Source organism: Pedobacter sp. GW822-FHT03F06 (genome assembly GCF_058801365.1).
This window is the reverse complement of record NZ_JBXANE010000009.1, coordinates 214850-230245: the sequence shown is the minus strand read 5'-3', so window position 1 is coordinate 230245 and position 15396 is coordinate 214850. Positions and strand designations below refer to the sequence as shown.

The 15396-nt window shown below is 40.2% G+C and carries 11 protein-coding genes; 2 read left to right on the top strand and 9 right to left on the bottom strand.

Annotated elements, in window-relative coordinates; genetic code table 11:
- Window position 1 precedes the first annotated feature (1 nt).
- From AC1RJ8_RS17180 to AC1RJ8_RS17165, 4 genes are all read right to left on the bottom strand, one after another.
- The gene (locus AC1RJ8_RS17180; RefSeq protein WP_492955069.1) at window positions 2-2191 is read right to left on the bottom strand and encodes a fasciclin domain-containing protein; all 2190 of its coding nucleotides are present in this window, start codon (window positions 2189-2191) and stop codon (window positions 2-4) included.
- Between the two features lie 472 nt (window positions 2192-2663).
- Complete coding sequence (locus AC1RJ8_RS17175; protein WP_492955068.1) at window positions 2664-4025, bottom strand: hypothetical protein; 1362 nt, start codon at window positions 4023-4025, stop codon at window positions 2664-2666.
- Window positions 4026-4052: 27 nt separating this feature from the next.
- Window positions 4053-5393 (bottom strand): glycoside hydrolase family 88/105 protein, encoded by a 1341-nt coding sequence (locus AC1RJ8_RS17170; protein WP_492955067.1) that lies wholly within the window; start codon window positions 5391-5393, stop codon window positions 4053-4055.
- A gap of 239 nt (window positions 5394-5632) precedes the next feature.
- The gene (locus AC1RJ8_RS17165; RefSeq protein ID WP_492955066.1) at window positions 5633-6673 is read right to left on the bottom strand and encodes an adenylate/guanylate cyclase domain-containing protein; all 1041 of its coding nucleotides are present in this window, start codon (window positions 6671-6673) and stop codon (window positions 5633-5635) included.
- 330 nt (window positions 6674-7003) lie between these two features.
- On the opposite strand from AC1RJ8_RS17165, the gene AC1RJ8_RS17160 reads away from it, so the two are divergent.
- Together AC1RJ8_RS17160 and AC1RJ8_RS17155 are read left to right on the top strand one after the other, a co-directional pair.
- A complete protein-coding gene (locus AC1RJ8_RS17160; protein ID WP_492955065.1) occupies window positions 7004-7609 on the top strand; it encodes a GIN domain-containing protein in 606 nt (201 codons plus the stop codon).
- 136 nt (window positions 7610-7745) lie between these two features.
- Window positions 7746-8357 carry a hypothetical protein gene (locus AC1RJ8_RS17155; RefSeq protein ID WP_492955064.1) on the top strand — a complete coding sequence of 204 codons (612 nt, stop codon included), beginning with the start codon at window positions 7746-7748 and terminating at the stop codon, window positions 8355-8357.
- 464 nt (window positions 8358-8821) lie between these two features.
- Here AC1RJ8_RS17155 and abc-f read toward each other — a convergent pair whose 3' ends face one another.
- The 5 genes from abc-f to fdhD all read right to left on the bottom strand — a co-directional run bounded on the left by abc-f (window position 8822) and on the right by fdhD (window position 15219).
- Window positions 8822-10456 (bottom strand): ribosomal protection-like ABC-F family protein, encoded by a 1635-nt coding sequence (abc-f, locus tag AC1RJ8_RS17150; protein WP_492955063.1) that lies wholly within the window; start codon window positions 10454-10456, stop codon window positions 8822-8824.
- Window positions 10457-10661: 205 nt separating this feature from the next.
- Window positions 10662-11579, bottom strand: a complete 918-nt coding sequence (locus AC1RJ8_RS17145) for a bestrophin family protein (RefSeq protein WP_492955062.1) — start codon at window positions 11577-11579, stop codon at window positions 10662-10664.
- 60 nt (window positions 11580-11639) lie between these two features.
- Window positions 11640-13997, bottom strand: a complete 2358-nt coding sequence (locus AC1RJ8_RS17140; RefSeq protein WP_492955061.1) for an FdhF/YdeP family oxidoreductase — start codon at window positions 13995-13997, stop codon at window positions 11640-11642.
- 3 nt (window positions 13998-14000) lie between these two features.
- Window positions 14001-14351 carry a DUF7009 family protein gene (locus tag AC1RJ8_RS17135; protein WP_492955060.1) on the bottom strand — a complete coding sequence of 117 codons (351 nt, stop codon included), beginning with the start codon at window positions 14349-14351 and terminating at the stop codon, window positions 14001-14003.
- The gene (fdhD, locus tag AC1RJ8_RS17130) at window positions 14341-15219 is read right to left on the bottom strand and encodes a formate dehydrogenase accessory sulfurtransferase FdhD (protein ID WP_492955059.1); all 879 of its coding nucleotides are present in this window, start codon (window positions 15217-15219) and stop codon (window positions 14341-14343) included. Before fdhD ends, AC1RJ8_RS17135 begins: the two co-directional genes overlap by 11 nt.
- Window positions 15220-15396: the final 177 nt, after the last annotated feature.

The following is a 15396-nucleotide window of genomic DNA, read 5'->3' as shown; positions in this document are numbered from 1 at the left end:
TTTAGAATTGATATTTTAAATAAGAATTGATTTGGTGAATCACCGTTCTGTTAGATAATACGTTGCTTCTATCGGTTGTACCGAGCAAAACATTTACAGAAGTATTGGTTACATCTCTTAGCGTGAGTGTATTGGTGGTATTGGTAAATACAGTAACCTTGGCTGCATCTCCCGAATCGTTTTTAAGCAAACTTTCAAAAGAACCTGTTTTCTGTCCGTCGCTTGCTACCGTGCTTTTAATAATATGGTATTGGATAAATTTGGCCACCTTGCTAATATCTCCGGCATCTGTTGGCGCATAATTCGGTGCTCCGTTGGCTAGTTTTGGCAATAATCCTGCGGTTACCGCAGCTTGTATAGCCGCATTTGTAGGAATAAAAACGGTGTAAGAACTTCCATCGGTAACCCCTTGAATTGCACCTGTAGCAGCCGTATAAAGCGTAACGTTATTTTTAAGGTACTGAAAGAAAGAATAATAAGGATCGGTTGTTAGCGTACCATATTTTTCGATATGCTTGCTTACCGGAAGTACCGTATACATCAGTACTTTGGCAGCATAGGCATCAGCTCCATTAACAGCTGTGGCAACCGAATCGATCTTAATACTTTTATCAGCAACTGCTGGTAAATCTTCTGTGCCAGCTGAAGAGAAAAAACCATTGTTGTACTTAATGTATTCACCACCCGAAGTTTCTAAAATACCAGCTGTTGTAGCAAAATTTGGTACTGCACGGTCGCCCAGTGGGATAATATGCGTTTGCAAGAGTCGCCTTAAAATATTGAGGTCTCCCCTAATTGGAGAGGAAGGATAAAAGGGATCGTATGAAAACCCTAAACTTACCAGGGTGGCATCAGGAATGGGAATAACAATGTATTTTAAAGAGGCTGTTTTAATCGGAATAGCATAACCCAATACATCAAGCGCCTGTTTCATAATGTAATAGGTAGGATCTAAATTTACCTTCCCATACACGGTTGAAAATACATTGGCATTTTGGGCCGCGTTTACGCCATAAAACAATCCATTACTTAAAAATTGTTTATCTACCACGTTAGCAGGCGTAAGTTTCGTAGCTTCGCCCAAAAAGCTGTTAACGGTACTAAACTTGCTTGGCCATACGGTAGTTCTGTATAGGTGGGAATTGATAAAATCCCTGATGATATCGGACCTTAAAGAAAACAGTTCGTTCAGCTGTGCTTTATAGTTTCCGGGCTGCAACCTGTTTTTTGCATAATATTTTAACAGCACCTTTGCATAGGCCTCAACCGCATCATCTGTCGGTGCAAAAATGGTGTACATACCAATCTGCGCATCGTTGGCATCTTCTTTCAGGTAATTTTCGTTGTTAGGCGAAAAACCAAGTAACATGCTATAGTTTTTAGCGTAAACGTTATCGCTTTTACCCGTTAAAACCTGGTAACGGTGGGTAATGTCGGTATTTAAATTATAGCTTACATATTTATCCAAAAGAGATTTGAAAGCACCATATTGCGTTTTAGCACCTATATACTGATCGATACTTTGAGGAGGGGTAAGCACCTTATCTACGATATGGATTACGCCATTTTCGGCCACAATATCTTGCTCGATAATTTTCCCAGGGCCAACATTTTTCCCGGTATACTCGGTATTTGGATAAAAATAATTATAATCTAAAGCACTAATACCTGCAAAAGTGACGAAGGGGCTTAGAAAATAGGGCAGATTTTTATTGTTAAAATCGGTTGGCAAATAAGTTCCGTTTCGGTTACCCGCAATTACCTTTATCGCTTTACCGTCGTTATCTACGCCATCGTAAACAAAATCGTAATAAACGGTACGTCGTCTAAAACCAACATTTTTAACGAAACCCTTTGCCGTTAAATTATCGCTTAAACGTTCTACTTTTTCTCCATCATAGGTCATAGAATAACGTACAATTGCCGAAGCCAGGGTGGCATTTATCTCGGTTAAGTTATTTTCAGACATATAGGTGGTAAAAGCCGCATCTGTTGGTGCAAAAACCGTCCACGAACCTGCTTTACTTAAGGTTTCTTTATAGCCAGATTTATCTATACAATCTAAAAATCTGGTAAAATTCCCTTTGGCCTGAAGTTGTTGATAAATTGGATCGGCTAATGTTTCAGGACGGCCATAGAACTCATCAAATTCTTTTTTCCGGCAAGCGCTGAGAATGAATATAATCGTCAAATTGACGATTAAAAATTTTTGTAAAACTTTACTCATAGCAATTTCATTGGATAAACGGCCATTAAAATACTGGGCAATAAAAAGCTATGGATCTAAATCAATTAGAAATTAAAAATGCGAAAACTGACTTAAAAGGGTGAGTAGATTTTTACTGCATAGAATCGTATTAACGTTCGTTAATTAAATAGTTGGTTAAAAAGTTATTTGGTTAGTGAATTATTTCTTAAATATAAAAAGGAAGAACAAAATCCCCATCCTGTACTATCCTGTCTTCTTACTATAAAATATTATCATAAAAAGAGAATATCTATCTTCAGCGTAAGTAAATCGTTTTAAGTAAGCCTTAATGCCTTTAAAAAAAATTAAACAATAGCATTACTGATCAAAAAAAACATTAACAGTACAAGAAATAAGACAAAATATGAGGGCTATCCTGCAATTAGCAGTAGCTGTCGTGTTGTTTGGTTTAAAGCTATTTGCTATTCATCCATCCTTCTGGGATAGAAATTACACAGATGTTCATGGATCGGTTATCTTCGGACAACATCGCTGATTGGATTTCGATTTTTTTACCATCAGGGCTCATGGTAGGATGCGGATGATCTGCCGCTGTTTGTTTATGCCCTGCTGAGAGCAGTTTCATTTCGTGTGTTTTCCTGTTAATGAGGTAAATACTCCTCGAAAAATCGTCGCCAACGGCCCACTTGCCATCTGGCGAACCACTTACATGCCAAAGCCCGCTACCCGTAGGCGTTTGTCCTTCGATTCTCATTTCCCTTGTTCTTAAATTTACAATGGCTAGCCCGGTAGGTTTTTCGCGGGTACCTGACGGTCCCCAGGCATTTTCTTGCCCGGGATTGGCGCCATTTACATCTGTTTGTGGTGCAGCTACAGCATTTGTGCCAGGTACAGGCCTGTGCCCCATAATGGCCATAGCCACTTCATCACGCGAAATAACAGCTTCGTGGGTAACCCATTCATAATCGGCCTCTGGGTATAATGGCCGCAATCCTGTTCCATCAGCCAATACCGTCCAGGTTCGTTGTGGCGATTTCCCACCGGTTTCCCAGCAGAAAACAATTTCGCCTGCAAGCCAAGGGTTGGTTTGTATATGGCCTATCTGAAAAGGAACGGATACTACATACTTAATTTCGCCGGTATGAATATTCATCCCTGCAATACCCGAAGGGCCGGCACCCATTTTCCGCGGTCCAAAGTTTGGTTCGGGTTTAGTTCCTGCCGCAAGATGTTTAGCCGCTTCTTCTTTGCCCACCCTGAAATAAGCCCAGTTTTCATCGCCATCGAGCGCCATATCGCCACCTGCACCAATTTTTTCGGGTGTAGTTCCACAAACACGTTCATAAGCTGACACAGGTTTCATTTTACCAGATCTACTATCGGCAAATACCTTAGCCAGATTTACTTCTATAATTTTTACTGCGCCTCCTAAGCGTTTGCCCGTATCAATATTCCGCATGAAATATAGTTTCATCGATTTTCTGGACACATTCAACATTCCGGTGTAGCCACCTTCGGTAACCTGAACAAGATCTCCTGTTGTCTCATTTACGGCCATTGCTTCTCCTTTAACCCTGCCCGATCGGAATATCAACCACTGTCCATCAGCAGTCCACTGGTTATGCGTCTGATAAATCTTCGAATCTCCTGCAGGCGTGCTGGTTAGAAAAGTAAGTACAGCCCCCGTAACGGGATCCTTAAGCACTTTTCTTTCTGAAGGAAAACGTTTACCAATCTGTGCGTAACCGGGCTGATGATTAAGTACTAAAATGCAGGTAAAAGCGGCAATGAGAAATGAACAGGATGTATATTTCATCGTTATTTTGGTTAAAAGCAGCGTAGATTATTTATACATCTGAACTGAACTATCGTTTATTACGAAAGGATGCTCTTGTAACAAACGATAAGTTTCTGCTCCTGCCAAAAGCACCGGGCCATAACTATGTGCAGCAAAAACATTTATAGGCCTGTAATAGTAAAACGCAGGATCGAAACCCATGCCTGTACCCACACAAGTACCTTCTATCTGACCGTTTGCATTTATTTTAGTACTCACCGCATTCCAGGCCAACAGCGCCATAGGGCCATAGGCTTTGGCATCAAGCCAGCCTTTGTTTACTGCACGGGCAATGCAATAATTATAAATCGCGGTAGCTGATGTTTCTAAATAAGAATCGTTACGATCTAAAAGCTGATGCCAAAAACCTGTTCCATCCTGCAAAGCTGCCAAACCTTTTACATGTGCTTTTAACATTTGTAAGATATAGGGTCTACCTGGATGGTTTACAGGCAAGGCATCCAGCAGTTCTATTTTGGTCATAAGTGCCCAACCGTTGGCCCGCGCCCAATGAAACTGCGGATGGGGATCCATATCCTGAACCCAGCCATGCATATATAATCCTTTTTCTGGGTTAAACATCCGTTCGGCAAATAGCCTGTATTGCTTCACCGCTTCGTTAAAATATTTGGTCTCACCAGTTAATACACCCATCTGGGCCATTGCCGGCAGGCTCATGTAGAGATCATCAAGCCATAGTGTATTGGGCTGTGGCCTGTTCCTGGCCAGAGTACCATCTTTTAAACGGAACTCTTTGGTCATGATGTAATTTAAATAATGATCGATAACCGGACGGAGATCGGCTTTCACTTCTCCTGTTCGCTGCGCCTTAATCATTGCAGCAGCAATAGAACCTGCATCATCCAGTGCATGTGGATCTATTACTGAACGAACAGGCGTTACGGCCCCTTTATTTGTTTGTAAATATTTTTGATACGCAGAAACAACATTTGCCAAAAAATTAACCCGCTTAAGGGTATAATCTTTAAATTTTTGATCTCCCGTGGCGGTAGCAGCCTCCAGCATACCCGTATAAGTAACACCCCATTCGTAACTCGTTAAACGGTAGTCTCCGGGTTTAAATATCGAATTGGAATCTGCTTTTTTTAAATCCGAAACCACTTTTCCAGAAACCTTATCTTTCAGTTCGAAAGGGGTCGTTTTATCCAGGTAATTAAAAACGCGATCCAGCGATACTTTAACATCCGCCATTTTTGTTTCACCATAAGGTGTAACATAGGCCGGTTTTAACAGATGCAGCGGCGAGGTAACATCATTGCCTTTATGTTCTACATATTGAGCAAAAGCAGGTGCACCGGCACATAACGCAGTACAAAAGAACAGCATTTTAAATCCTGAAATTTTAATCGGATTAGCAGAAACAAACATATTGGATGGCTTAAACTATATCATTGCTCCAAACAGGAACAAAACATATAGGGGTTTATAATTGGTTAATCAAGCCAATCTATCATAATTAATAAGAATAAGCAACCTGCTCTGTCCTGCTTCTTCCGTAAAGAAATTATTACAGTATGGATGGCGTGAGTAATTAATAGGATTTACAATTTTAAGTTTGGCCTGTATTAAACAGGCTTTACAGCCACGAGCTGCATTTCTTTTTCCTTTCCGCGGAGCTTAATTGCACCCAACATCTGCGTGGTATAATGGTCTGTTAACTGAAGTTCTTCAATTAGTGCTATCGATACCAGCATCTCCTGGTTAAACTCCTTACACATATTCTGGATTCTTGAAGTGGTATTCAGTACATCTCCAGAGTAGGTGATATCTCGTTTTATAATCCCCACTTCACCTGCTATAATCTTTCCGCAATGAATACCTGCTTTAAAAGCAGGTATTAAACCATACTTTCCAATGTACTTATCCCTCAGAAGTAACAGATGCGCTTTGATATCAAAAAAACAATTGATGCATTTATTGTTTCTTAATCCTTCATCATAGCGCCAGGCAATTACCACTTCGTCGCCCACATATTGATATATTTCTCCCCTATTTTCTAAAATAGGATTGGTAATATCGATAAAGATATCTTTTAATAATTCGTGGTACTTTTTATCTCCGAGGCTTTCGGCAATGGAGGTTGATGAATTTAAGTCGAGAAACATAAAAATCCGTGATTCTTCTTTGGGTGTATTGTATTTTCCACTGATAATATCCCAGAAAATACCTTGTCCAAACTTACTGTTTATCTGCAGCAGCAACTGCGTTATGGAAACCACAAGGGCCCACACCAATCCGTTTTTTAAAAATCTTTTCGAGTCGCCCAGTTCATAGAGGCTCAGTATCTCGTTCACAATCAAAATAACGCCTAAAAACGATCCGGCTACAATTAAGAGGGTATAACCATAAGGCTTATCGTTATATTTTACATTTACAAAGAATACGAGTAAACTTCCTCCTAAAAGTGCCCCAAACAAGCCAATAACTGCATTTAGTACAATTGAAGAAATTAAGGTATAACCAGGCGCTGGCCCTAAAGAATTTCGGGTATGCAGCACAAGATCTTCAAAAATGGCAATTACCACCCCAGCCATCATCCAGGTCAGGATAATGACCAATAATTGTTGAAGTTTCTGCTGTGTTTGGCGATTGATTTTTACTGACATCGTGATTTTTATTCAAAACTACTGATTCAATATACCTTAACTTTTCACTAAAATAATGAATATAATCTTACATGTACCCTAATAAACAATTGAAATAGCAATTACTGCTATTACATTAAAAACTGTTCGTTCCTGCACAGCCACTGTTCGGAAATGAACATCCCTCAACGGGCAATAAGCAAAAACAACCCTTACAAAGCCATTAAAGTGACATTTGTTTTTTGGCACCCGCTTGGTTAACCACGAAACTGAATAATGCTGGTACAAACTAGTTTTAATTAGCGCACCCGCCATAAGCTTAATAAATTTTAACATTTAAACAAAAACACCATGAAAAACTCAATTAAAACGGTAATATTTATTGCATCTGCAGTAATTGCCTTAACGGCTACACTTACAAACAACTTAAGTGCTACAGAAAAAAACACAACGATACTTTACAAGATTCAAAACTTTAGAAGGATTGTGATAAAGGGAAATGTAGAAGTAATGTTGGTACAGCGCCCCGCCATTGGAATATCTTTTGCAGATGATAATACCGGAAATGTGAAAGTTACCCAGCAGGGCGAGGTACTACGCATTACCAGCCTCGATATAGAAAAGTGTAAACTTGTTATTTATGTAAACGATATCTACCGCATTGAGGCTGATCAAAATGCTGTAGTAAAAACAGAAGCAAAGCTCAGCACTAAATTTCTTCAGATCATTCTTAAGGGAAACGCCTTTGCCGACATCGACAGCAGTAGTGAAGGTTTATATACTGAAATTCTCGACAATAGTACATTAAAACTCAAAGGCAATACCAATCGCCATACGCTGGTTATGGGCAAAGCATCAAATTTGACTATCGATCGTTTTGCCGCCACCCAAACAGAGGTTAGCCAAGTGGAAACTGGGGAAGAAATTGCTGCGTTGGTTCCATCCTCAGTTCAATAAATGGTAGCGGTTTTAATAGTTAATCATCCTGATCAATAATTTTGCTTATCACACAAACAACCAAAGGAAACAGTTATTTTCTCTATTTTGCATTCAAAATAAAGTTTACCTCTAGACTAAATAACATCATTAGCAAATGAAACTCTCAGAAAACTTACAAAAACTATTGCCATATGGTTACCTGTTCCTTGTGGTGATGGGGATATTAAAGGAAAGCATTTTTTACTATCAGCTTGGTATAAACATTTTAAAGTATACCACAATTATGGATGTATTGATCAGTCCGGTGGCAACACTAACATCTAATCCGGTGGTATTAATCGTTACGACAGGTTTTATTATCCTCGCTTATGCTTACCCGACCTATCTGGCAAAGCGAAGGGATAAAAAGTGGGCACAAAATCTTTCTGGCCTAAAAAATCCTGAAACACTTAGTGAAGAGGAAGTAGGAAATCATTTTTCGAAACTTTTCACTATTGTTTTTGCCATTGGGCTCCTATCACTTTTTTTGGGAATTGGACTTGGCCAAGGGAGAAACTTATCAAAACACATCAGCAATAACGAACTCGCATACGACCGCAAGCTGAATTATTCGAACGGCGAATCTGAAGACATTTATTTGATCGGCACAAATAGTATTTATTATTTCTACCTATCCAAAGGGAACAGTTTAATTAAGCTTGCTCCAATTGGTGCTATAAAAAATTTAGAAATCCCATTAAAAGCTTCGATTAGCGCTAAACAGTAATCTTATTTTTGAATAAAGTGGTCAGGTGTTTTAATTAAAATACGCATAAAGAAATTATTAATTCCAAATGCGCCATTTGCTTAAAAATGATAAAAAAAGGGAAAAGACTTTAAGACGGCTAGGCTTCCAGGAATCCCCATTGCTGAGAAGGCTTTTTCAGCCGAAAGCCTATCCCGACCTTTGGGAAAGCAATCTTAAAACGATCGCTACCAGCGTGCGCATTAAGATTATTCATTTTTGCAGTTGTTTTTAAAGGCATTCATGAGCTCGCTTCGTTCGGTTATCTTCGTTCCTCGCAATTGTAAGGGTTTAGTAATTCTGTTACCGAATTACTAAACCCTTACAGCAATGACGATTTTTCTAATGGGGTCTGTCAATGATAGCGCAGTCGAAGGGCATTTATTTGTGATTTATCAATCTCAAGAAGTCTTCGACTCCGCTCAGACTGACGACCTCGGTGCTTATTAACTTTGCTCAATTTCCTTCAAACTGTTCATTTTCTTATAAGCTAAGAACCCTTTAATATCTTCAAAGTGTTCACGAACACGTTTATTGCCAAATTCAAACACTTTCTGCACCAATCCATCCAAGAAATCACGGTCGTGTGATACCAAAATCAAAGTGCCATCAAAATCTTTCAACGCGTCTTTAATAATATCTTTGGTTTTCATATCCAAATGATTGGTTGGCTCATCCAGGATCAATACATTTACGGGCTCCAACAACAATTTGATCATGGCCAAACGGGTTTTCTCGCCACCAGAAAGCACCTTAACCTTTTTTGTGGTATCATCGCCACTGAACATAAAGGCACCTAAGAGGTCTTTTATTTTGATTGAGCCATCGCTTAACGGAATCTGATCAATGGTTTCGAAAACTGTCAGGTTCTCATCCAGCAACGCAGCCTGATTTTGGGCAAAATAGCCGATCTTAGCATTGTGTCCTACTTTTAAGCCGCCTTCAAAATCGATCTCAGCCATAATGGCTTTAATCATAGTCGATTTACCTTCACCGTTTTTACCAACAAAAGCTACTTTTTCTCCTCGTTCGATCACCATCGATGCTTTTTCGAACACCACATGATCGCCATAAGTTTTAGTTAGCTCTTCTACCATGACCGGATACTGACCTGAACGTGGCGACGGTGGAAATTTTAACCGCAACGCTGAAGTATCTACTTCATCGATCTCGATCACTTCCAGTTTCTCGAGCATTTTTACACGCGATTGTACCTGTAAGGTTTTAGAATAAGTTCCCCTAAAGCGATCGATAAATTCCTGGTTATCGGCAATAAAACGTTGTTGTTCTTCGTAAGCTTTCAACTGGTGTACGCGGCGCTCGGCACGCAGTTGGAGATAATGGGTGTATTTAGCCTTATAATCGTATATCCTGCCCATCGTTACCTCAATGGTGCGATTGGTAATGTTATCTACAAAGGTACGGTCGTGCGAGATTACCATCACTGCTTTTGCCGAATTGATCAGGAAATCTTCCAACCATTGAATACTTTCAATATCCATGTGGTTGGTAGGCTCATCCAGTAAAATAAGGTCGGGTTTTTTTAATAAAATTTTAGCTAACTCGATACGCATGCGCCACCCACCCGAAAACTCAGAAGTTTGGCGGGTAAAGTCTTTACGCTCGAAACCCAAACCTTTTAATACTTTCTCTACTTCTGCATCGTAATTGGTTTCTTCAATCGAATAAAATTTCTCACTCAGCTCCGATACGCGCTCGATAAGTTTCATATAGTCGTCACTTTCGTAATCGGTACGGATAGTCAGTTGCTCATTCAGCTCATCAAGCTCTTTTTGCATCTGGTTTACCTCTGCAAAAGCTTTCATGGTTTCCTCAAAAACAGTCACATTATCATGAGTGAGCAAATGTTGTGGCAAATATGCAATTACAGCTTCTTTCGGACCTGTTACGCTGCCTGAAGTAGGTTTAGCTACATCGGCAATGATTTTTAGAATGGTCGACTTGCCTGCACCATTTTTACCCATAAGGGCGATTTTATCGTTCTCGTTTATCGAAAAGGTTACATCGCTAAAAAGGGTGGTTCCGCCAAATGAAACGGAGATGTTATTTACATTAATCACGATTGGGAATATTAAATTCGCGGCAAAGATAAAGGAAAGCCGTTAAATTATCGCGAGAATTTTAAGGCATAAAAAAGGATTCAGTTTTATACTAAACCTTAAAAAATCCTGATCTATCACCATACTAAATCCTAACTAATTTATGAATGAATAACTGGATTAAGAATTCAGCTACAAACAGATTAGAATTCATGGTAAATAATCATCAATCGATAATGACGTTTTTTGGAATGATGTTCCCTGAAATTTCTTCACCATTCAATTCCTTCAAAGTGGTTTCGATCATCAGGCACATTGCATTTAGCGCGAGATCGTTTGATGCCATGCCGAAAGGCTGCTCTATCTCATCTGCAATGGCCTCAAAGGCTACAAAAGTATAGGCAATAAAAGCTACAATAAACGGGGTAAGCCATTGCAGGCTATCAACAAGCCCGAAGGGCAACATAAAACAGTACAAATAGACAGTACGGTGCAATAATACCCGGTAACTATAAGGAATGGGGGTAGAAATAATACGTTCGCACCCCCCAACAATCTCGGCCAGTTTATCAAGGTTTTCATCGAATCTCATCTGCTGTATAGTGTCAATGCGGCCAGTCCGGTGTGCATTAGCTACCCATTCGCTCATGAGTTTCGTAATCATAACAGGTTTATACTTTGTAGAGATAATAAAATTATAGTGTGTTTCACTAAGCCGTGCCTTAAGATCCTGTTGCGGATCTGTATCCCTTAGCTGATGTTTGAGGGCATAGGCAAAAGAAACAAGAAGACCAATAAAGTGCTGCGAAAGTGATCTGTCTACCGGAGGCTCCGGAAGCGTTAGTACCTGCCGGGCCAATGAACGTGTGCAATTCAATAGGGCTCCCCAGAGTTTCCGGGCTTCCCAAAATCTATCATAACTAACGTTGTTACGGAAACCGAGAAACAGTGCGAGTACAAAACCAAATAAGGTTAAAGGTGTTGGATTTAAAGGGATTTTAAAAGAAAAGATTTTACCATTGAAGTATACAACGCCAACTGACAAAACAAAAAGTAATGAGAGTCTGGGAAGCAGCTTTGGAAGAACAGAACCATGCCAAACGAACAGCATTTTGAACCAGTTTTCCTTATTTCTAATTATCATACAGCATTTTGGCTTTTAAGCATCTTTATTTATCACGTGGTGGCTCCTGTCTATTTTCTTTTACAGCTGAACCGTCTGTTCAAGTTTTTTCACGCTTTCATATATCTCAGGATCATGTTTTTTAATCCTGATCTTTACATATTTCGATGCGGGCATATTACTTTCTTTCACTACGTTGTTAATACCTACCAGCACATTTGTTTCCGGAAAATAGGTAACGGCATTTTTTTCAGGAATCTGATAGGAAACAATAATAAACAATGGTGCTATCCGCTCTATTCCATCATCATAGTTAAATAAGTCTACCCTATCTCCTGCTTGGAACCCTGCGCCATCAATGTCGTTCTGATTCATAAACACTACCCTACGTTCATTCTTTATGCCCCGGTACCGGTCATCAAGCCCATAGATGGTGGTATTAAACTGATCGTGTGTACGGGTGGTAGCCATCATATATTCCCCATCTTCCAGATTGTTTTCAGGCAGACTGGTTAGCGTAAACGGTGCTTTTTCTCCAAAGTCCTTGGTAATAAATTTCCCGTCTCTTGCGAGATTAGGCAGATAAAATCCTTCCTTACGCCTAACTTTTTCATTGTAGTTTTCAAAGCCGGGGATACATTTTTCAATATCGTCTCTTACCGCATCGTAACTTTCTGCGTAACGTTTCCAGTCGATAACCGATTTATCACCTAAAGTTGCCATGGCCATACGGCATACAATCTGTGTTTCATTGATAAGATGATCTGATACCGGTTTCAACATTCCCTTTGATGACTGTACTACCCCCATCGAGTTTTCTGTAGTGATAAACTGGTGCACACCATTTACCATATCAATATCGCTCCGTGATAGTGTTGGCAATATAATGGATTCTTTTCCATGAACCAGGTGGCTACGGTTGAGTTTTGTAGATACGGAAACAATTAAATTAAGTTTTCGTACCGCATTGGCGGTATAGTTTGTATCTGGTGTTGCTGATAGAAAATTTCCTCCCAAGCAGAATAAGACTTTGACTTTCCCTCCATGCATGGCTTTGATTGCCCTCACCACGTCATACCCGTGTTTACGGGGAGGATTAAAGCCATAAAAATCCTGAAGACGGTCTAGCTGGGCATCTGTAGGCTTTTCATCAATCATCATGGTCCTGTTTCCCTGAACATTACTGTGCCCACGAACAGGGCAAACGCCTGCCCCGGGCTTACCGATACTACCTTTTAACAACAGGATGTTGAGCATTTCCTTAATCATATCTACTCCATTGGGCTGTTGGGTGATTCCCATTCCCCAGCAGATAATAATTCTTTTTTTAAATGCCAGCATTTGTGCAGCATCGTAAATCAATGCTGTAGAAACGCCACATTCCTTTGCAAGTTCTGCTAACTTATAGGTTTCGAACTGCTCGATAAAAGCATCATACCCAATTGTTTTTTCGGCAATAAAATCTTGGTCGAATACCGCTCCGGGAGATTTCCTTTCAAATTCAAGCAGAAGCAGCTCAATCGCTTTTAAAAGGGCCATATCGCCATTTATTTTTACAGGCAGGTAAATATCCGCGAGTTTTCCGCCATTGCCCAGCACACCACTTACCTCCTGAGGATTACGGAATCCCATTAATCCTGCTTCTGGCAAGGGATTTATGGCAATGATCTTACCACCGTTCTTTTTACATTTTTCGAGGGCACTCATCATCCTCGGTGCATTGGTCCCCGGATTTTGGCCTACGATCACAACCACGTCGGTATCGTAGAAATCCTCAAGCTTTACGGTTCCCTTTCCAATACCAATTGTGGGGCGCAGTGCAGTACCAGATGTTTCATGGCACATATTGGAACAATCGGGCATATTGTTGGTACCATATTCTTTTGCAAATAACTGGTAAAGAAATGACGCTTCATTACTCGTCCTTCCCGAAGTATAAAATGTTGCCTCATCTGGAGTTTCTAACGCATTCAGATGAGCTGCAATTTTCGAGAATGCATCATCCCAGGAAATTGGTTGGTAGTGGGTGCTTCCCTGTGGCAGATACATCGGCTCGGTTAACCGCCCCATTTTGCCTATGGTGAAATCATCGAGCTTTGCCAGGTCAAAAACAGAGTTTTTCTTAAAAAATGCAGCAGTAATCCTTTTAGTTGTAGCTTCCTCGGCAAGCGCCTTTGCGCCGTTTTCACAATATTCTCCCAATGGAGACCGTTCATCATCCGGATCCGGCCAGGCACAGCTCGGACAGTCAAAACCGCCTGCCTGGTTCATTTTAAACAATGCCCTTGTCCCTCTTAAAAGTGTTTTTTCTTCAATCAGATCTCCGAATGCAGCCAGTACTGCTGGTATGCCGGCGGCCCATGTTTTCACTGGTGTTAGTTTAAGGTCTAACAATTTATAGGGATTTTCTGCAGCAGGTTCTTTTTTATCGTTCTCCATACCTTAACTATTTAAGTGGGGATTGGGGTAATTGTCGCTTTGGTCCTCTTCTACATTATCGAGGCAGGTAAAGTCCTTTTCTATCAATATGCTCACAGGCCCGCCAGGCTCACTAAATCCTACCTTATCTGTATTGACCAGTTCTTCAACCATTTTTTTGGGCATATTCAGCACGATGCGGTTATCAATAAAATCGGCACTTAGGCTGTCATCACTTGTAGTTGTTATGGCGTATTCTAATGTTTTGCTCAAGAAATGAGAACTTTCGGAGAGAAACCCAACCTTACCCAGTACCTCGACTTCGGATTTGGTTAATCTATATCTTAATGAATTGCCTTTAATTCTAATTTTCATGCGATGTAGGGATTAATATCTGATCGTTAGTGGTGTATATGTTAAATCTGTCGTTTCTAAGAAAGCCAAGCAATGTAATATCGAACTCATTGGCCAATTCTACGGCGAGGGTTGATGGAGCACCAATTGCGGCAACAACCGAAATTCCGGCCATGGCTGCTTTCTGGATGAGTTCAAAGCTGGCCCTACCGCTCAAAAGCAATATAAATTGATTTAGGGGAAGCATATTCCTGCTTAACGCAGTACCGATTAGCTTGTCTAATGCATTATGACGCCCCACGTCTTCGCAGAGCAATACCAATTCCCCTTCTATGGTAAAAAGACCTGAAGCATGGATACCACCAGTTGCTGCAAAATTGCTTTGGGCCAGTCTCAATTTTTCGGGCAAGCTGTAAAACACATTGGGAGATAAATGCATCTCCTCTTGTTGAACTGAATTTGAATAGGGGCTTACTGTTCTAATGGATTGTATAGACCCCTTGCCGCAAACCCCACAGCTTGAGGTAGTATAGAAATTCCTGTCAGATTGCAAAAGATTGGGCATAAACCCTTCTATTAATTCTACACAAACAACATTTTCTTTTTGCAGTTCACAGGATAAGGGTACATGGGCGATAGCTTTAACATTTCCATGTGAAGAAATTATACCCTCTGTAAACAAAAAACCAAGGGCAAGTTCCAGGTCATTTCCGGGTGTGCGCATGGTGATGGAAATATTCTGCTCAATCCGGTTCCCGGTAGGCCCATATACTATTCTAATTTCGAGTGGCTCTTCCACCGATAATATGTCCAATGAAGGTGAAGCAATGAAACCTGAAACTTTATTGACAGGTAGGTGCTTAATCGAAACTGATGGAATATCCCTCATAACAATGATTGGTAAAGTCAGAAATTAACACTAAATATAGTTATTTTGAATACAAAGCAATTGTTATTTCATGATATAATTATTAAGTCGGCAGTGTGCACAAGCTTGTAGCTATGGTATATGATTTTACACTCATAAAGCCCTTTATTTTGTCGGGTCTTGCCATTTCGAACCAAT